Source organism: Rhodococcus sp. ACPA1, assembly GCF_002300195.1.
Taxonomy (GTDB): Bacteria; Actinomycetota; Actinomycetes; order Mycobacteriales; family Mycobacteriaceae; genus Rhodococcus_F; species Rhodococcus_F opacus.
The window spans coordinates 201243-218705 of the sequence record NZ_NSDX01000001.1 but is presented as its reverse complement, the minus strand read 5'-3'; the positions used below and the strand labels follow the sequence as shown (position 1 = coordinate 218705).

The following is a 17463-nucleotide window of genomic DNA, read 5'->3' as shown; positions in this document are numbered from 1 at the left end:
GCGGAGGTAGTCCATCTCAGCCGTTCCGGCGGGCGATCGCGTCTCCCACCGCACGCAGCGATTCGCGCAGCGAGTGCGGCTGGAGCACCTCGACTCCCCCGCCGAGAACGGTCAACTGGTCGAGTGCCACGTCCTCGGCCTCGAGTGACAGGTCGACGGTCACCCAGCCGGCGTCGTCCGGCGGGCCGGGTTCGACGCGAGCGGCTTCCACACCGACCACCCGGGGCAGTCGGCGCCACGACGCGGGCGAGAGCCGCACCCGGCACCGGAATCGCAGAAGCGCACGATCGAATTCGGCCACCGACGCCGTCCACCACGCACCCAGATCGAAATTCTCGGGACGCACCGCCGGCTGCTTCAGCACGGTCGCGTCACTGATCCGCGACACCCGATAGGACAGCGTCCGTCCTCGATGCTGCGCAACGAGATACCAGACACCGGCCTTCGCCACCAGCCCCAGGGGATCGAGAGTTCGTGCCGCGGAACAGCTCCCCTTGCGGTAGCGGATGCCGAGACGCCGACCCTCGAGCACCGCGGACGCCACCACCGGGAGGTCACCGTTGTCGCGTGGCCCGTCGAACCAGCCGGGGGCGTCGACGTAGAGCCGGTCCCGCCACAGCTGAGCGCCGGCGCGCAGCGGGACCGGCAACGCCCCCAACAACTTCGACTGCGCCGCAGCGGTGACGTCGCGGAGACCGAGATCGTCGGCGATCGACGGGACGCCGAGCAACATCAACGCGGACGTCTCCTCGCCCGTCATGCCACCGAGTTTCGACTGCCAGCCGTCGAGCAACCGGATTCCGCCGCCGGGTCCGCTCTCCGTCCACAACGGCACACCGGCCGCCGACAACGCCGTGACGTCGCGATACACGGTGCGGACCGAAACCCCGAGTTCGTCCGCCAGTTGCTGCGCGGTGGCCCCGCGACTGCCCTCCAGACGGAGCATCAACTCGACGAGCCGACTCGACCGCATTCCCCGATTCTAGTGAAAATTCCTGACAGTGGATGTCAGGGATAGGAGGGCACACTGGTCGGCATGACCAACTGGACGCAGTTCGAGACAGAAGCACCCGACCTCGCCAAGGCTGTCGCCGCACGCTTCGAGGCGCACAAGCACCACGTGCTGGCGACGCTCCGCAAGGACGGTTCCCCGAGGGTGAGCGGCACCGAGGTCGAGTTCTACGAGGGCGCGTTACTGCTCGGCTCGATGGTCGGTGCACGCAAAGTGCAGGACCTGCAACGCGATCCGCGATTCTCCCTCCACAGCAACCCCGGCCACCACACGATGGACGGCGGCGACGCCAAGATCAGCGGCCGCGCAGACGAGATCCTCGGAGAGCGGAAACAGCAGATCCTCGAGCACTACCCCGACGAAATCCCCGAGGCGGACGTCTTCGAACTCGGCCTCGACGAGGTGGTGCTCACCACCGTCGACGGCGACCACCTGTACGTCGACCTGTGGCGGCCGGGGGCGGAGGTCACCCGGTTCACCAAGTGACGGTCACTGTGTGACGGCGAATCCGAAGCCGAGAGTGCAGGCCTCCAGCTGCCCGTTCGGCCCGTCGGGGTCGTAGGTTCCGCCGGGAATCAAATGTCCGGTGAAGCCGGGCAGTTCGCGTTCGACACCCTCACCGTTCGTCAACGGCCCGGACGTGCCGAGCGTCGGCGCCTGGCCGCCGATGTTGAGGTACGTCACCTGGGCGTCGGTCGTGGCCTTTTCCGGCCCCTCGAACTCCCACTCGACCTGGTTGCCTTCCTTTTCGACATCGAGCGTCGCGGCGGGCTTACAGTTCGCCAGCGGATCGGGCATGAACGGCGCAGCCGACGCGGCGGCGGGTGCTGCGAAGAGGGCGGCCGCACCGAGAGCGGCGACGGCGACGGGTCGTGCGAACGCTGCGAGAGTGGACATGGTGTTCCCTTCCGTGAGTCGTCCCACAACGGTTTCCCGCCGCGATACCGGACGAAACAGACAGGGCCCCTACCAGGTGACGTTCTCGGCGCAGTGGCGTCCGTTGGCGGTGGATTCCACCTGCACCGTGGCGTGCGAGAGCAGGTGGCTCTCGAGGACGGTCCGCGCCGATTCGAGGACGACGGACGAGTCGGCGTCCGTGGTCAGGTGCACGGTGGCCACGTCCATTCCCGTCGTGAGCGTCCACACGTGGAGGTCGTGGACACCGGTGACCCCGGGCAGCGCTTCGAGGTCGGCCTGCACCGATTCGACATCGACGTCCTCGGGGGACGCCTGCGTGAGGATGCGCAGCGACGCGGCGGCCAGTTTCATCGCCCGCGGCACCACCCACAGCGAGATGAGGACACCGACGATGATGTCGGCGTAGGTCCAGTCGAACACCAGCACGACGCCGCCGGCGATGAGCACGCCGACGCTGCCGACGGCGTCCGCGAGCACTTCGAGGTACGCGCCGCGGACGGCCAGGCTGTCCTTGGAATCGGCGCGCAGCATCAGCATCACCACGAGGTTCGCGGCGAGACCGACGGAGGCGGTGAGGATCAGCGCCATGCCGGGAAGTTCGGGGGCGTCGCCGATGCGGGAGATCGCCTCGTAGAACACCCAGACCGCGACGGCGAGCAGCATCGCGGCGTTGGCCATGGCCGTGAGCACTTCGGCGCGGTGCCAGCCGAAGGTCCGGGCGGCGGTGGTGCTGCCCTTGCGCGCCAGGAGAAGTGCGACGAGCCCCATCGACATTCCGACGACGTCGGTCAGCATGTGCCCGGCGTCGGCGAGCAGCGACAGCGAGTTGACGGTCAGACCGACGACGACCTCGAGAACCAGGAACGCGAGGAGGATGACGAGGGCGATCACCATGCGGCGGATCCGCCCCCGGGACGGGCCTACCTCACCGCCGCCTTGTGTGTTGCCGTGCGAATGGCCGTGACCGACTCCCATGGGTGAGCCTCCTCCCGAGTTGTGCCGATCATATGCGTACATGCGCATATGTTCAACAGCGTGCTCGGGCGGTCAGAGCTCGGGACGATAGGCCGGCTTCTCCACGGTCGGCGGCAGGGTGGCGATGGCCGAGATACGTTTGAGCCCTGCGACCTGCAGAAGGTCGACGGTCAGAGACCGGATCTGCGCGAAGACGACCGTGGCCGACAGGCCCGCGTTCTCCACCAGTTCCGGTTTCAATCCGGACGCCACCGAACGCAGTACCCGTGCCGCCTCGGCCTGATCGGGTTGCTGACCGGGGTCGGCGAGCGCCATCTGCCGGAGGGTTTCCAAGGCGTGGGCGAGTTTCTCCACCTGGTCGACGAGCCGTGGGTTGAGAATCTCGTCGTCACGCACCAGCGTGAGCGAACGCCGCGCGAGAACCCGGATGTTGCGCAACGCGTTGTCGAGTGGGTCCGCGGCCGCGGTGAGTCGTTCGAGCCGGCCGCGGGTGTTCCAGTACAGCGGCGAGATTCGGCTGATCTCACGGCCGCCCGCGAGGTGGGTCCGCAGCGTGTCGATCGACGCCTGCGTTGCCCGCGCCTTTTGGAGGGCCTTCTCGATGGGCTTGTCGTCGTTGGCCACCAGACCGTCTGCCACCAGCTGCATCACTTCGGACGCCGTCCCGAGAACGTTCGCGGCGTACTTCCGCGCCCGCCCCACGGGATGCGTGGGAATCAGCGCGACGACGGCGATCCCCACCAGGCCACCGGTCAAGGCGTCCACCATGCGGTCGATACCCGCGGTGCCGCCGGGTGGCAGCAACGTCGCTACGAGCACCGCGGAGTTACCCGCCTGCATGGAGAAGATCGGTCCGCTGTTCAGCAATACGGCCGCGGACATCGCCAGCATCACGACGAGAGTGATCTGCCAGGTACCGCTCCCGATGATGGAGACGATGAGGTCGCCGACCCCGATCCCGATCGTGACACCGGCCACCAACTCGACGGAACGGCGCAGTCGGGCGCCGAGAGACAGCCCCAGCGACACCACCGCGGCGATCGGCGCGAAGAACGGCGTCGGGTGACCGATCACCACCGTCGCCACCCACCAGGCAGCGCCGGCAGCGATCGCGCACTGCAGGATGGGCAGTGCCGACACCCGCAGTCGCTGGGCCGAAGTCCTCAGCCCGTCCCGGCCACGGACTTTCGCCGAGCTGAGGGCGTTAACCGACGCCAAGCGCTTCGGCAGCTCGGGGATCGCAGTCCTCGAGCAGATCGAGGCACCGCGCGTACTCGTCCGTTTCGCCGATCGCCTTCGCCGCCTTCGCCAGCACGGCGACGCACCGGAGGAAGCCACGGTTGGGTTCGTGGCTGTACGGAACCGGGCCGAAACCCTTCCAGCCGTTGCGACGCAACTGGTCCAGTCCACGGTGGTACCCGGTGCGCGCGTAGGCGTACGCCGCGATGGTCTCGTCGGCCTGGAGGGCCGCCTCGGCCAGGTAGGCCCATGCGATGGATGCGGTGGGATGGGCGGCTGCGACGGAAGCCGGATCCTCGTGGTTCAACAGGGCCGACTCGGCCTCGTCGTCCCCGGGGAGCAGCGTGGGCTGTGGTCCGAGAAGGTCACCGAAAGACGTCATGCGCCTATTGTGCCCCCGCCGCAGTGCCGTCACTGCGTCGGCCCGCGTCCGCGACGCGCCCTGTCGCGGTCTCCGATGACGCACGATGTCGTTAGGCTGCCCCCAACGTTCATTTCTCTGCAGACCGAGGGGCAGCGCGTGCAGGACCCGAAGAAAGACGAATCGACTCAGAAGCCGGCCGCGGACACACCGTCCGGACCGGCAGCGGCAGGCACCACCGCCGGCAAGGGCACCGGCGGCGCCGACGCGACCGCGAAGCCTGCGAAGACCGCGCAGCCTGCGGCGGATGCAGAGCCCGCCGCACCGAAGTCACCCGAGCCGAAGCCCCCGCAGAAGAAGGCCCCCGAGAAGGCGGCAGAGAAGAAGGCCGACGAGCCGCAGCCCGAACTGCCCAAGCCTCCGGCACCACGCCCACGAGCCGAGACACCTCAGGCCGGCCCGGACTCTGCCGCGAAACCCGCGGACAAGGCATCCGAGGCGGCCACCACCGCGATCCCGACGCAGAAGAGCATGCCGGCATCGGGCGACGCCGCGACCGTGAAGATGCACCGCGCACCGACCACGCAGAACGCGAAGGTGCAGGGGCAGGCGAAACCGTCGTCGGACGACGAGACGGTCGCGATGCCCGTGACGAAGCCTGCGGTCCCGGCGACGCCGCCGCCACCCCGACCTGCCGCCGCCCAGCCGAACCAGCCTCAGAACGCGCGGCCCGTGCCCCCGCCGCCCGCTCCCCCTCGGCCGGCACCCGTCCCGCCGAAGGCCGCACCGCAGCGGGTGCTGCCGCCCCAGCAGAGCGCGCCGCAGCGCGTCCCCGCGGCGCAGCAGCCCGCCAAGAAGCACGGGAAGGTGTGGCTGTTCGCCGCGATCGCCGCCGGCGTCATCGTCGTCGCCGCCATCGCGGTCGCCGGCGTGGTGGTCTACAACAACAACCAGGCCGAGAACTCCCCCGAGGCCCAGGTGCAGGGAACGATCGACACGTTCGTCGCGGCACTCACCCAGGGCGACCTGGCGACGCTGCGCACCAGCACCTGCGGCAGCCTCGCCGAGTACTACCAGGGCCTCTCGGATCAGGATTTCGCCGAGGTCCACCAGGTCGCCGTCACGCAGCAGAACATTCCCGTGGTCGGCGGCGTCGACGCCGTGCAGATCACCGGCGACACCGCCATCGCCCAGGTGAAGGCCCACACCGCCGCCAACCCCGGCGAGCAGTCGTGGCGCACGTTCAACCTCGAGAAGGTCGACGGCACCTGGAAGATCTGCGACCCCCGATAAACGACTGTGCACCTTTCCGGTAGCGGTGGCTACCGGAAAGGTGCACGAGCGCGAAGCGCCTATCCCGAGACGGAACGTCCCGCGGACTTGAGGTCGTTGCAGGCCTCGACGACACGGGCCACCATGCCGGCCTCGGCCTTCTTCAGGTAGCTGCGCGGGTCGTAGACCTTCTTGTTGCCGACCTCGCCGTCGACCTTCAGCACGCCGTCGTAGTTGCTGAACATGTGACCCACGATCGGACGGGTGAACGCGTACTGGGTGTCGGTGTCGACGTTCATCTTGACGACGCCGTAGTTCAGCGCAGCCTCGATCTCCGACTTCAGCGAGCCCGATCCACCGTGGAAGACGAAGTCGAACGGCTGCGAACTCTCGGACAGCCCCAGCTTGGCGGCGGCGACCTTCTGTCCGGTCTCGAGCACCTCGGGACGCAGCTTCACGTTGCCCGGCTTGTAGACGCCGTGCACGTTGCCGAACGTCGCGGCCAGCAGGTACTTGCCGTTCTCGCCGGTGCCGAGGGCGTCGACGGTCTTCTCGAAGTCCTCGGGCGAGGTGTACAGCTTGTCGTTGATCTCGGCTTCCACGCCGTCCTCTTCGCCACCGACGACGCCGATCTCGACCTCGAGGATGATGTTGGCGGCCTTCGCCTTCGCGAGGAGCTCCTTGGCGATCTCCAGGTTCTCGTCGATCGGGACAGCCGAACCGTCCCACATGTGGGACTGGAACAGCGGGTTGCGGCCCGCCTCGACGCGCTGCCGCGAGATCTCGAGCAGCGGGCGGACGAACGTGTCGAGCTTGTCCTTGGGGCAGTGGTCGGTGTGCAGGGCGATCGTGACGTCGTACTTCGCGGCGATCACGTGCGCGAACTCGGCGAGTGCGACCGCGCCGGTCACCATGTCCTTGACGCCCAGGCCCGAACCGAACTCGGCGCCACCGGTCGAGAACTGGATGATGCCGTCACTGCCGGCGTCCGCGAAGCCCTTGATGGCGGCGTTGATGGTTTCGGAAGAAGTGCAGTTGATGGCGGGGAAGGCAAAGGAGTGCTCCTTGGCCCGACCAAGCATCTCGGCATAGACCTCGGGAGTCGCGATTGGCACGGCGGCAGTCCTCCAATAAGAGTCGATTTCGGCGCGCGCGATCAGCGCAGCGCGCGATGTGGTCCTAGCAGTATGGCAATACCGGTAGCGTACGTCGCCCGGTGGCTGTCGCGGCACCCCGTTTCGGCAGGTCCACGACGCGGCCGAAACTCCATGACCTGCAGTATTCCGTCAGTCGGGGAATACGCCGGTACGCTGAGGGCCGTGATTGTGCAGGCAGCATCGGATTCCGTGACCAACCTCGCGTTGTTGCCGGGATTCCTCGACCCGGTGAACCTCCTCAACTCCTTCGGCACGTGGGTGCTCGTCGGACTTCTCCTGGTCGTCTTCATCGAGTCGGGATTGCTGTTCCCCCTGCTCCCCGGCGACTCGCTTCTCTTCACCGCGGGACTCATCGCGGCGTCGAAGTCGACGGAGATCGAACCGTTCGCCCCCATCTGGGCGCTACTGATTCTGATCCCCATCGCCGCGATCCTCGGCGACCAGGTGGGCTTCTTCATCGGCAGCAAGGGCGGTACCGCCCTGTTCAAGCACGACGACGCGCGGTTCTTCAAGAAGAAGTACATCGACGAGTCGCACGCCTTCTTCGAGAAGCACGGCCCGATCACCATCATCCTGGCCCGCTTCGTTCCGATCGTGCGCACGTTCGCGCCGGTCGTCGCGGGTGCGTCGCGGATGAAGTACTCGCTGTTCCTGACGTACAACATCGTGGGCGGCATCCTGTGGGGCGCCGGCGTCACGCTGCTCGGCTACCTGCTCGGTCAGATCGAGTTCATCCGCGACAACGTCGACATCATCTTCCTGCTGATCGTCTTCGTGTCCGTCCTGCCGATCATCCTCGAGGTGGGCAAGCGCGTCGTGAAGTCGCGGCAGAGCGCGGGCGCCACGACCGAGGACGCGCAGCCGGTCACCACACCCACCGATCCGACCTCCTGAAACCGATCGAGTAGCGCACTGACGATGGTCACCACGGCAGCAGGCACCTTCGGGCCTCTCGTCTCGGCCGGCCCAGCGCTGGTCTGGATCGTCGTCCTCGCGTTCGTGTTCATCGAGTGCGCGGTGATCCTGGGCCTGTTTCTGCCCGGCGACTCGATGCTGATCACCGCCGGAATCGTGCTGGCCAACCATGCGTCGGGCGCCGGCCACGTGTGGGCGTTGTCGGTCGGCGCGATGATCGCCGCCATCTGCGGAAACCAGGTGGGGTACGTCATCGGTCACCGCACCGGCAACCGCATCCTCGCCCGCAAGGGCGGGAAGTATCTCAACTACACCAACCTGCACAGGGTCAACGTCCTGCTGGAGAAGCACGGCTTCTGGGCGGTACTCATCGCCCGCTGGATTCCGTGGGTCCGCACCCTGTGCCCGCTGGTCGCCGGTGCGGCCAAGATGAACCACACCAAGTACACGATCGCCAGCACCATCGGCGCCATCTTCTGGGCACCCGTCCTGCTGCTCATCGGCTTCTACTTCGGCTCGTTCCTGGACCGGGTGTCGTGGCTGATGCCGGCCGTGCTCGCCGGGATGGTCGCGCTGCTGGTGATCGGCACGGTGCTCGGGGTGTGGCACTACCGGCAGGAGATGGCGCGGCCGCCCGAAGAAGTGGCCGTCGAAGAAGTTCTGGACTAGTGCCGATGCACCGCGTCCCACGCGGGCAGCGGGTCGTCGAACCGAACCCAGGCCGCCGGCCCTGACGCCAGCTCGTCGTCGGTGAGCAGTGCCGGGTCCAGGATCCGCCGCGGACCGTCGGGGTCGAGGCGGACACCGATGAACACGATCTCCTGCCCCGGTATCTCGTGCGCGGACGCCCACAGCTGGGCCGGCTCGATCACCAGGTTCGGACCGGCCTGCGACCACACGGCGGCGAGGTCGGGGCGGCTCGCGATCCAGCAGAAGCCCTTGCTCCGGAGCAGACCGGTAAACCGTCCCAGCGCCTGCTCGAGCCGGGCCGGGTGGAACGGCCGCGTCGCCCGGTAGGTGACGCTGCGGATGCCGTATTCCTCGGTCTCCGGGGTGTGGCCCCCGGCCAGTTCCTCGGCCCAGCCGGGCAGCTCGGCCGCGACCTCCGGGTTGTACAGGCCGGTCCCGAGAACCTCGCCGGGATCCACGACGCCGCGCGTGGTGCGCCGCAGTGTCGCGGTGGGGTTGAGCCTGCGCACGGTGGCCTCGACGGCACCGGCGGCGCCCTCGCTCACCAGATCCGTCTTGTTCAGCAGGATGACGTCGGCGAACTCCACCTGGTCGACGAGCAGGTCGGAGATGCTGCGCTCGTCGCCCTCCCCGGCTTCGAGGTTCCGGTCGTCGAGCCGCTCGCCCTTGGCCAGCTCACCGAGGAACGTCGATGCATCCACGACCGTCACCATCGTGTCGAGGGCGGCCACCGAACCGAGACTGAACCCGTCCTCGAACTCCCAGTCGAATGTGGCGGCGACGGGCATCGGCTCGGAGATGCCGGTGGATTCGATGACGAGGTGGTCGAACCGGCCCTCCTGCGCCAGCCGCGCGACGGCCTCGACGAGGTCTTCCCGCAGGGTGCAGCAGATGCAGCCGTTGGTGAGCTCGACGAGTTTCTCCTGCGTCCGGTCCAGGTGCCCCTGCCCGGCGACGAGGGCTGCGTCAATATTCACATCGCTCATGTCGTTGACGATGACGGCGACGCGCCTGCCGTCCCGGTTCGCGAGGAGGTGGTTGAGCAGGGTGGTCTTGCCCGCGCCGAGGAAGCCGGACAGGACGGTGACGGGGAGCGGCCGGGTGACAGTCATCCCGAGATGATAACTGTTTTCATTAAGCCGGAAGCCCCGGGCTCCCGATGTCACATCCGCCCACTCGAACGGAACGGATGCGACATCGGACGCGAGCGGACGCCTGCGTGCGCGTCCTACAGCGCGACGGCGCCGGACACGTCCGCGTACTGGCTCTCGGGGCGGGGCAGACCGAAGTGGTCGCGCAGTGTCGTGCCCGAGTACTCGGTGCGGAACAGCCCGCGCTCCTGCAGGATCGGGACCGCCTTCTCCGCGAACACCTCGAGACCGCCCGGGTAGTACGGCGGCATGACGTTGAAACCGTCCGCCGCGCCCTGCGTGAACCATTCCTCGATGGTGTCGGCCACCTGCACCGGCGTCCCGACGACGACCCGGTGCCCGCGCGCACCGGCGAGACGGTGCAGCAATCCGCGCAGGGTCGGGTTCTCCCGCTCGACGATCCCGGCGATCACCTGCAGGCGACTCTGCTGGTTGTCCGTGACGTACCGGCGTCCCCGAACAGACCGGCAGGCACGGGGGCGTCGAGATCGAGGTGGCGCACGCTCGAACCCGTGAGGCTCTCGAGCTGGGCGAGCCCGTACTCGGGCGACGTGAGTTCGTTGAACTCCCGCTCCAGGTCGCGGGCCTCGGCCTCGGTGTCGCCGAGGAACGGGCTGATGCCGGGCAGGACCTTGACGTGATCGGGGTTGCGACCGTACTGCGTCGCGCGCTGCTTGACGTCCGCGTAGAACGCCTGCCCGTCGGACAGCCGCTGGTGCGCGGTGAAGATGGCCTCGGCGTACTGGCCCGCGAACGCGCGACCGTCGTTGGACGCACCCGCCTGCACCAGCACCGGATGGCCCTGCGGGGAGCGTGGCGCGTTGAACGGTCCGCGCACCCGCAGGTGTCGGCCGACGTAGTTGATCTCGTGGATCTTCGACGGGTCCGCATAGATGCCTGCGGCCTTGTCGATCAGGATGGCGTCGTCTTCCCAGCTGTCCCACAGCTTGACGGTCGCGTCGACGAACTCCCGCGCCCGCGCATAGCGGTCGGCGTGGTCGGGGTGGCCGGCCAGCCCGAAGTTGGCGGCCGCCAGGTCGGTTCCGGTGGTCACGATGTTCCAGCCGGCCCGGCCGCGGGAGATGTGGTCGAGGGACGCGAACAGCCGCGCCAGATTGTAGGGCTCGAAGTACGTCGTGGACGCGGTCGCGATCAGGCCGATCCGTTCGGTGGCGGTCGCGATGGCGGTCAGCAGCGTGATCGGTTCGAGTGCTCCGGCGGCGCCGTGCTCGACGTCGCTGCGCAGGGCCGGGCCGTCGGCAAAGAAGATCGCGTCCAGCTTCGCCGCCTCCGCGGTCCGCGCGATGTCCTGGAAATAGGAGACGTCGTACAACCGCTCGGGCGTCGTGAGCGGGTGGCGCCACGCCGACTCGTGGTGCCCGGCCGGGTAGATGAACGCATTGAGACTCAGCTGCCGCTGTTGATCTGACATAACGAACTGTCTAACAGCGCCGAATCGAGGGCGACACGGTTAAGTTTCGCGTGATTCGAACGATGCCCTACCGCCGCGGATACCCCGCCGCGGAGACCATGTGCGCGGCCTCCATCAGCATCCAGCCGCCGAGCTGGACGGACATGTCGCGTTCCGGGATGCCGGACGACCGGACGGTGCCGCCGGTGAACGTGGCGATTCCCCCGCCCATTCCCGGCAGCTGCGCCTGCCTGGTCCAGTCGTGGCCGAACAGCGGCTGCCCCTCGATCTGCAGGCGGTTCTCCCAGGCCGATTCGGCGGAGGTCAGCACGAGCTGGGCGGCGATCTCCCGGGCCCGGATGTCGGCGGGCGACTCCCAGGGCAGCATCACCGCGGTCAACGCCAGATACCGCGCGAGGATCCCGTTGAACAGGCCACCGTCTCCCCCACCGCCGCCGTCGATGACGCCGTGGGGTGCGAGATGCTCGTCGATGGCGTCGACCAGCCGATGGGTCCGGTTGCGGTGCCGCGGCGAACCGAGGCGCACGGCGAGTTCGGTTTCGAGGCCGAGCACGACGCCCTGACAGTACGAGTAGACGTTCCTTTCGATTTCACCGCCCGGGTGGATGCCGTCGACGATCAGGTTGGTGTGCACGTCCCGCAGCGTGTCGTCGATCCAGTCGGCCGTGGCCTGGGCGCGCCACAGCTTTCCGGTGCGGGCCAGCATGATCCCGGCGGGCCCGTTGGCGGGCGCGTTGTAGAAATTCGAGCCCTTCCGCCACGGGATGCCGCCTCCGGCCTCGGGCGCCCAGGCGTCGAACAACTGGGATTCGAGCGCCTGAACCGCACTTCTGTTGTCTATGAAGTGCATTCGCTGGGCGCGCTCGAGGGCGATCCCCAGCCAGGCCATGTCGTCGTAATAGTTGTTGGTCCAGCCCGACAGGTTCCGCAGACGGTGGCTGCGCGCCAGTTTCACGATGCGACGGCGACGGCGCGGCGTGGGGTCCCGTTCGAGTGCGTCCACGGCGCAGTCGAGCAGGTGGGCCTGCCACCAGTAGTGCCAGCTGAGGAACAGTCGCTCGCGCCGGACCGGCGGCCAGGCGACGACGCCCAGGGCGGTGCCCGGGAGCGCCCACAGCCGGCGAAGGTGCCTGCTCACCACCGCTTCTTCAGCGGCGTCCGCGCGCGCCGACCACGAGTCCTGCATAAGAGTTGATCTTGCCTATTCGCCGGGGGTTCCGCTACCAGGCACGGTCGAGGTCGGCGTGCTGACGCACCCACGCATGCATGGCGATTCCCGCGGCGACGCCCGCGTTGATGCTGCGGGTGGAACCGAACTGGGCGATCGACACCGTCATCGCCGCAACCTCTTTCGCCTGGTCCGTGACTCCCGGCCCCTCCTGGCCGAACAGGAGCACGCAGTCGCGGGGCAGACTCGCCGTCTCGAGCGGGACGGATCCGGGTGTGTTGTCGACGGCCACGATGGTGAGACCCCGCTCACGTGCGAACTCGACGAGGCCGTCGACGTCCGAATGATGGAGGACGTGCTGGTACCGATCGGTGACCATGGCCCCGCGGCGGTTCCAGCGTCGACGTCCCACGATGTGGACCTCGGCGGCGGCGAACGCGTTGGCGGTGCGCACCACCGTCCCGATGTTGGCGTCGTGCCCGAAATTCTCGATGGCCACGTGGAGAGGGTGGCGACGGCTGTCGATGTCCGCGACGATCGCTTCCCGCGTCCAGTACCGGTAGGCGTCGACCACGTTGCGGCGATCGCCGCCGGCCAGCAGTTCGGGGTCGTAGTGCGGGTCGGCAGGGACCGGGGTGTCGTGTTCCTCGGTCCACGGGCCGACGCCGTTCGGGTTGTCCCCCCATTCGGTGGGCCCCGCCTCGGCGACCTCGACCCGGTCGGTCTCGACTCCGCTCACGAGGTCAGAACGTCTTGTTCGAATCGGGAGCGACGGTGAAACCGTGCGACGTCTCGTCGTTGGTGCACGTGACGGCCGTGGCCGTGGTGCTGCACGTGTAGCCGAGCTTCGCCAGCTTCGCCCCGGCGGGCAGGGCCGCGTCCGGTTCGTCGCCGCCCGACGTGTAGACGAGGCCACCGGCGCACATGAACGACGCCTCGCCGTCGTTCTCGACGCGAATGCCGTGTCCCCAGTCGACCATGCAGTCGGCCGGGCGCGGCGGCACCGGGCTCGTCGACCCCTGGCATCCGGCCTCGGTACGGTTCGGCAGCTTGATGATGCCGCACTGGAACCCGCCGTCCGGGGACGTGAAGAAGTACGACTCGTTGTGCTCGTAGGGGACGTCGACGAGCGTCGTGGTCGGTGCTTCCGTCGTCGTGGGCGGCGGCGCAATCGTCGTGGTGGTGGTCGTCGGCGGAACCGTGGTCGTGGTTGTGGTCACAGGAGCCGCGACAGTCGTCGTAGACGTCGGCGGAGCCACCGCGTCCGACGATCCACCACACCCTGCGAGCATCACGGCCGAGCCAATGCTCAGACACACCAACGACACCCGACGCCACGCCATACGGCCACCTCCACACATGCTTATCTGCTGCCGACACTGCACTCTAACGGCAGTGCGGCGGCGGGGCCGCTTCGGCGAGGCCGGACGGGCTAATCTGGAGGTGGAGGCAATCGATGAATCATCAGCGCATCGTGCGGACGGTCTGCTTCGTCACGGTCGGCTACGTCATCGTCCTCGCCGTCTGGCTGGGATGGTTGATCGAGCACACCCCGCCGGCCACCATCCCGTACCAGATCATGGGATTGGTCGCCGCCTTCGGTTCGGCGCTGGGATTCGGGATGATGGCGGCCGAACGGCCCAGCCGCGCCGACCGCCAACTCGAACGGCACGGACTCGAAGGCTGGGCCCGCATCGAGCACGTCACTCCGCTGCGCCGCACGCACGACAACGGGGAACTCACCGAACTGGACCTCCGGCTGACCGTGCCCGGATCGGAGAGCTACGCCGGACGTGTCGTCTACGAGGTGCGGCGGGAGAACGCGACACGCTTCCTGCCCGGCGAGACGATCACCATCCTCGTGGACCCGAAGGACCGGGACCACATCATGCTCTGCCCGTGATCCGGCGACGCCCGAGCGCGAGCATCCCCTCGACGAGCAGCAACTGGGCCGCCGCGTAGCTGGCGAGGACCACTCCTTCCGCCACAGCCCTCCCCTTCTCGCCCCGGATGAACAAGCGCCGCAACACGATCAGACCGTCGGACGCGGTGAACAGCATCCCGCCCGCACCGAGCCAGCTGCGACGGTCGGTTCCCGGCACCGCCACATTCGCGACGACGTCCGCGCCGGGTGCGAGAGACGGATCGGCTGACAGGGTCGACGTGGTGCCGAGCAGCGACCCGTACGCGGTCAACGGCGCGGCGACCTCCTTCGCCCGCCCGCGGAGCAAAGCCGCCGCGCCTGCCCACCCGGCGAGCCGGGGAAGCACTGCGGGCGCGGTGGGCCGGGCGCCCCGCCGCAGCAGCAGCGCGGAATAGCCGACCTGCATGACGGCGAACGAGGACGCGCCGCGCACGAGACGGGCGTCGTCGTCGGGATCGATCATGAAGACGTCACCCACGGTCGCGGCCGTGAGACCGGCGAGGAGGAGCGCGACGTCGGCCGGATCCGTGTCTGCACGCCGCCGCAGGACACGGGCGGCGAGCGCGGGTGCGATCAGTGGTTTCGCGGCCTGCTGCAACCGTTCACGCCCGGTGACGGCCCCGACGACGGTGGCCAGCGTCGCACCGGCGAACACCGCGTGCTCGACACCCCAGTTGTTCTTCGACTTCACGTGTTCCTCCCACACTTGCGGACGTGCCGAGGTTACCGGCCCGAACAGTGGTTGACTTGAGCGTGGACGCGACGGACAATCCGCGATTGTGAGGCACAGGTGATGGCAAAACAGGCGCGCGCGGCAGCCACCCGCCATCAGGTACTCGAGGGTGCGGCACTGAGCTTCGAGAAGCTCGGGTACGGCGGCGCGAGCCTGAGCGGAATCCTCTCCTATGCCGACGTGACGAAGGGCGCCTTGTACTTTCATTTCGAGTCCAAGGAAGCGCTCGCCTGGGCGGTGATCAAGGAACAGCACGCCATGGCGATGCTGGCGGCGCAGCGAGTGCTCGCGACGGCGCAGTCACCGATGGAAGCGATCCTGTTGTGTGCCAAGGAGATGGCGCGCCAGTTGCTGACCGAGCCCATCGTGCGAGCGGGTGTGCGACTCACCCTGGAACTCGGTACGTCCCGCGGCCCGGCCACCGACCCCTACATCGACTGGACCGACACCCTCGTCGCACTCGCGGGCAAGGCGCGGGAGGCGGGCGAACTGCGCGCGACCGTCGACCCCGCGGCACTCGCCCGGTTCCTGGTCAGTTCGTTCACCGGCATGCAGTTGGTGTCCGAGGCGCTGACCGGACGTTCCGACCTGTACGAGCGCCTGGCCGACATGTGGGCGTTGCTCCTGCCCTCGATCGCGTCGCCGGACATGTTGCCCCGGCTACTCGAACTCGCGGCACTGCGCGACGACGTCGCATCCTGACGAATCAGACGCCGCCGGGAGTGGGCTCGGGAGTGTCCGGCGCCGGATGCGGCAGATCGAGCGGCTGCGTCTGCGTCGGCACCGTCTGGACGACGGCGATCCGCGCGCCGTCCGGGATGGCATCGACCGAGCAGATCGTTCCGAAGATGCCGAGTCCGCCGAACAACGCGAGCAGGCCGTAGGCCAGGAACGTCGACGTCCGTTCGACGGCGGATCGCGGTTCGCGTTCCGCTGCCACCGTGGGGCGCCGCGCGTAGACGGTGCCTCGCTCTCGGGGAATTCGGGTGAGTTCAGCCATGTGGCCCTTCTTCGCATGGTTCGTCGGTGCGGGGTGGTGTCGGGTCGACGCCTTCGAGTCTGTCGTGATGGCGCCCGAGTGTCGTTCACCCCAGGGATGGAAAGCACCCCACCCAGGGTTCGACGGCCCGCCGTGCAGCCCGGGGACGCGAGTGGTTATGATCCAGACCACACCCGAATGTACGCATTGCGAGATTCACGCCCGCTCTGCGTACATCGTGAACATCGCCCGAGCAGGAAGGCCTCATGACGACCACCGAGGAACCGGCCCGCAGCGAAGACGTGCAGACCCTTCCCTCTCGCTTCGAGAGACCGCCGTGGCCGCCGGCGGGCCCGCGCCGCCTGATCGGCGACCTCGGCGGGACCTACGCCGCCAACGGTCTGATCGGGCTGATCTTCTCCGCGACGGGTCCCGTCGCCGTGATCCTGGCCGCCGGCTCCGCGGGCGGACTGTCGCCCCAGCAGATGGCGTCGTGGATCTTCGGTGTCTTCTTCCTCAACGGAATCCTGACCGCCCTCGCCAGCTGGCTGTACCGCCGGCCGCTCGCGTTCTTCTGGACGATCCCCGGCACGATCATCGTCGGCGGCTCGCTCACCCACCTGTCGTGGCCGGAAGTGCTCGGCGCGTTTCTGGTGACCGGGCTCCTGATCCTCGGCCTCGGCCTGACCGGGCGGGTGCGCCAGGTCATGGCGATGCTCCCGATGCCGATCGTCATGGCCATGGTCGCCGGCGTCTTCCTGAAGTTCGGCACCGACCTCGTCCACGCCGTGGGAACCGATGCGGCCGTGGCCGTTCCGATGGTCGTCGCCTTCGTCGTCCTGGCATCCCGCGCCGCGTTCGGTCGGTGGATGCCACCGATCCTCGGCGCACTGCTCGTCGGGGCGGCGGCGGTCGCGGTCACGGGCCGCTTCCACCCGACCGGTTCGAGTACATCGTGGATCGCGGCACCGATGTTCCAGGCGCCGCAGTTCACCTGGCAGGCGATCGCCGAACTGGTCGTGCCGCTCGCAATCACGGTCATCGTCGTGCAGAACGGTCAGGGCGCGGCCGTGCTGACGTCCGCCGGCCACAAGCCGCCGATGAACGTCGGCACCGTCCTGTGTGGGGTCTGGTCCCTCGCCACCTCCGCGGTCGGAGCCGTCTCGACGTGCCTGACGGGGCCGACCAACGCCCTGCTGGTGGCGTCGGGGCAGCGCACCAGGCAGTACACGGCGGCCGTCGTCTGCGGACTGCTCGCCATGGTCGTCGGCCTGTTCGCGCCGCTGTTCGTTCAGCTGATGCTGGCCACCCCGGTCGCGTTCGTCGCCACGCTCGGCGGACTCGCGATGCTCCGGGCGCTGCAGGGTTCGTTCGTCGCCGCGTTCAGCTCCCGGCACACGCTCGGCGCGCTCGTGACCTTCCTCGTGACCGTGTCGAACGTGCAGTTCCTCAACGTCGGGGCTGCGTTCTGGGGGCTGATCGCCGGACTGCTCGTGTCCCGGGTGATGGAATCGGGTGATTTCCGGAAGGGATGATC

General features: G+C 68.3%; 19 protein-coding genes and 1 pseudogene. 7 read left to right on the top strand and 13 right to left on the bottom strand.

The window, feature by feature from the left end; genetic code table 11:
* Window positions 1–16 precede the first annotated feature (16 nt).
* Window positions 17–973, bottom strand: coding sequence for a YafY family protein (locus CJ177_RS00870; protein ID WP_095867098.1), 957 nt, complete (start codon window positions 971–973; stop codon window positions 17–19).
* Between the two features lie 63 nt (window positions 974–1036).
* Between CJ177_RS00870 and CJ177_RS00865 the strand changes: the two genes are divergently transcribed.
* Window positions 1037–1498, top strand: a complete 462-nt coding sequence (locus CJ177_RS00865) for a pyridoxamine 5'-phosphate oxidase family protein (RefSeq protein WP_025432080.1) — start codon at window positions 1037–1039, stop codon at window positions 1496–1498.
* A gap of 3 nt (window positions 1499–1501) precedes the next feature.
* Here CJ177_RS00865 and CJ177_RS00860 read toward each other — a convergent pair whose 3' ends face one another.
* The 4 genes from CJ177_RS00860 to CJ177_RS00845 form a co-directional block, all read right to left on the bottom strand.
* Entirely contained in the window at window positions 1502–1909 is a 408-nt protein-coding gene (locus tag CJ177_RS00860; protein ID WP_095867097.1) for a hypothetical protein, read from the bottom strand.
* Window positions 1910–1978: 69 nt separating this feature from the next.
* Entirely contained in the window at window positions 1979–2905 is a 927-nt protein-coding gene (locus CJ177_RS00855; protein WP_061700212.1) for a cation diffusion facilitator family transporter, read from the bottom strand.
* Between the two features lie 72 nt (window positions 2906–2977).
* Entirely contained in the window at window positions 2978–4045 is a 1068-nt protein-coding gene (locus CJ177_RS00850; protein WP_005238441.1) for an aromatic acid exporter family protein, read from the bottom strand.
* Between the two features lie 64 nt (window positions 4046–4109).
* Window positions 4110–4526 carry a DUF3151 domain-containing protein gene (locus CJ177_RS00845; RefSeq protein WP_005260038.1) on the bottom strand — a complete coding sequence of 139 codons (417 nt, stop codon included), beginning with the start codon at window positions 4524–4526 and terminating at the stop codon, window positions 4110–4112.
* Between the two features lie 138 nt (window positions 4527–4664).
* Here CJ177_RS00845 and CJ177_RS00840 point away from each other — a divergent pair, with 138 nt between their 5' ends.
* Complete coding sequence (locus CJ177_RS00840) at window positions 4665–5798, top strand: hypothetical protein (protein WP_061045721.1); 1134 nt, start codon at window positions 4665–4667, stop codon at window positions 5796–5798.
* A 59-nt stretch (window positions 5799–5857) separates the two neighbouring features.
* On the opposite strand, the gene fbaA is transcribed toward CJ177_RS00840, so the two are convergent.
* Window positions 5858–6892: a class II fructose-bisphosphate aldolase gene (gene fbaA, locus CJ177_RS00835; protein WP_095867096.1), complete on the bottom strand. Its 1035-nt coding sequence runs from the start codon at window positions 6890–6892 to the stop codon at window positions 5858–5860.
* A gap of 204 nt (window positions 6893–7096) precedes the next feature.
* Here fbaA and CJ177_RS00830 point away from each other — a divergent pair, with 204 nt between their 5' ends.
* Together CJ177_RS00830 and CJ177_RS00825 are read left to right on the top strand one after the other, a co-directional pair.
* Window positions 7097–7828 carry a VTT domain-containing protein gene (locus CJ177_RS00830; RefSeq protein ID WP_306453373.1) on the top strand — a complete coding sequence of 244 codons (732 nt, stop codon included), beginning with the start codon at window positions 7097–7099 and terminating at the stop codon, window positions 7826–7828.
* 24 nt (window positions 7829–7852) lie between these two features.
* The gene (locus CJ177_RS00825) at window positions 7853–8518 is read left to right on the top strand and encodes a DedA family protein (protein ID WP_025432077.1); all 666 of its coding nucleotides are present in this window, start codon (window positions 7853–7855) and stop codon (window positions 8516–8518) included.
* Here CJ177_RS00825 and CJ177_RS00820 read toward each other — a convergent pair.
* From CJ177_RS00820 to CJ177_RS00800, 5 genes and pseudogenes are all read right to left on the bottom strand, one after another.
* A complete protein-coding gene (locus CJ177_RS00820) occupies window positions 8515–9651 on the bottom strand; it encodes a GTP-binding protein (protein ID WP_095867094.1) in 1137 nt (378 codons plus the stop codon). The genes CJ177_RS00825 and CJ177_RS00820 overlap by 4 nt on opposite strands.
* A 116-nt stretch (window positions 9652–9767) precedes the next feature.
* A pseudogene (locus CJ177_RS00815) lies at window positions 9768–11122 on the bottom strand (LLM class flavin-dependent oxidoreductase).
* Window positions 11123–11189: 67 nt separating this feature from the next.
* A complete protein-coding gene (locus CJ177_RS00810) occupies window positions 11190–12308 on the bottom strand; it encodes a glycoside hydrolase family 76 protein (RefSeq protein WP_095867093.1) in 1119 nt (372 codons plus the stop codon).
* Window positions 12309–12342: 34 nt separating this feature from the next.
* Window positions 12343–13029: an RNA methyltransferase gene (locus CJ177_RS00805; protein ID WP_095867092.1), complete on the bottom strand. Its 687-nt coding sequence runs from the start codon at window positions 13027–13029 to the stop codon at window positions 12343–12345.
* A 4-nt stretch (window positions 13030–13033) separates the two neighbouring features.
* Complete coding sequence (locus tag CJ177_RS00800) at window positions 13034–13633, bottom strand: hypothetical protein (protein WP_005238419.1); 600 nt, start codon at window positions 13631–13633, stop codon at window positions 13034–13036.
* A gap of 113 nt (window positions 13634–13746) precedes the next feature.
* Between CJ177_RS00800 and CJ177_RS00795 the strand changes: the two genes are divergently transcribed.
* Window positions 13747–14193, top strand: a complete 447-nt coding sequence (locus CJ177_RS00795) for a hypothetical protein (RefSeq protein ID WP_095867091.1) — start codon at window positions 13747–13749, stop codon at window positions 14191–14193.
* Here CJ177_RS00795 and CJ177_RS00790 read toward each other — a convergent pair.
* Complete coding sequence (locus CJ177_RS00790) at window positions 14177–14905, bottom strand: lysoplasmalogenase family protein (protein WP_095867090.1); 729 nt, start codon at window positions 14903–14905, stop codon at window positions 14177–14179. The two genes, CJ177_RS00795 and CJ177_RS00790, sit on opposite strands and share 17 nt — an antisense overlap.
* A gap of 102 nt (window positions 14906–15007) precedes the next feature.
* Here CJ177_RS00790 and CJ177_RS00785 point away from each other — a divergent pair, with 102 nt between their 5' ends.
* The gene (locus CJ177_RS00785) at window positions 15008–15649 is read left to right on the top strand and encodes a ScbR family autoregulator-binding transcription factor (RefSeq protein WP_005571731.1); all 642 of its coding nucleotides are present in this window, start codon (window positions 15008–15010) and stop codon (window positions 15647–15649) included.
* 4 nt (window positions 15650–15653) lie between these two features.
* On the opposite strand, the gene CJ177_RS00780 is transcribed toward CJ177_RS00785, so the two are convergent.
* Window positions 15654–15947, bottom strand: coding sequence for a hypothetical protein (locus tag CJ177_RS00780; protein WP_025432075.1), 294 nt, complete (start codon window positions 15945–15947; stop codon window positions 15654–15656).
* 245 nt (window positions 15948–16192) lie between these two features.
* Between CJ177_RS00780 and CJ177_RS00775 the strand changes: the two genes are divergently transcribed.
* Window positions 16193–17461, top strand: a complete 1269-nt coding sequence (locus CJ177_RS00775) for a benzoate/H(+) symporter BenE family transporter (RefSeq protein ID WP_095867089.1) — start codon at window positions 16193–16195, stop codon at window positions 17459–17461.
* Window positions 17462–17463 lie beyond the last annotated feature (2 nt).

Bases quoted from the DNA above. Each gene is read 5' to 3' on its own strand.
- CJ177_RS00865 (WP_025432080.1), top strand. From the start codon at position 1,037: ATGACCAACTGGACGCAGTTCGAGACAGAAGCACCCGACCTCGCCAAG.
- CJ177_RS00780 (WP_025432075.1), bottom strand. From the start codon at position 15,947: ATGGCTGAACTCACCCGAATTCCCCGAGAGCGAGGCACCGTCTACGCG.
- CJ177_RS00810 (WP_095867093.1), bottom strand. From the start codon at position 12,308: ATGCAGGACTCGTGGTCGGCGCGCGCGGACGCCGCTGAAGAAGCGGTG.
- CJ177_RS00820 (WP_095867094.1), bottom strand. From the start codon at position 9,651: ATGACTGTCACCCGGCCGCTCCCCGTCACCGTCCTGTCCGGCTTCCTC.
- CJ177_RS00825 (WP_025432077.1), top strand. From the start codon at position 7,853: ATGGTCACCACGGCAGCAGGCACCTTCGGGCCTCTCGTCTCGGCCGGC.
- CJ177_RS00775 (WP_095867089.1), top strand. From the start codon at position 16,193: ATGACGACCACCGAGGAACCGGCCCGCAGCGAAGACGTGCAGACCCTT.
- CJ177_RS00855 (WP_061700212.1), bottom strand. From the start codon at position 2,905: ATGGGAGTCGGTCACGGCCATTCGCACGGCAACACACAAGGCGGCGGT.
- CJ177_RS00860 (WP_095867097.1), bottom strand. From the start codon at position 1,909: ATGTCCACTCTCGCAGCGTTCGCACGACCCGTCGCCGTCGCCGCTCTC.
- CJ177_RS00870 (WP_095867098.1), bottom strand. From the start codon at position 973: ATGCGGTCGAGTCGGCTCGTCGAGTTGATGCTCCGTCTGGAGGGCAGT.
- CJ177_RS00795 (WP_095867091.1), top strand. From the start codon at position 13,747: ATGAATCATCAGCGCATCGTGCGGACGGTCTGCTTCGTCACGGTCGGC.
- CJ177_RS00785 (WP_005571731.1), top strand. From the start codon at position 15,008: ATGGCAAAACAGGCGCGCGCGGCAGCCACCCGCCATCAGGTACTCGAG.
- CJ177_RS00800 (WP_005238419.1), bottom strand. From the start codon at position 13,633: ATGGCGTGGCGTCGGGTGTCGTTGGTGTGTCTGAGCATTGGCTCGGCC.
- CJ177_RS00845 (WP_005260038.1), bottom strand. From the start codon at position 4,526: ATGACGTCTTTCGGTGACCTTCTCGGACCACAGCCCACGCTGCTCCCC.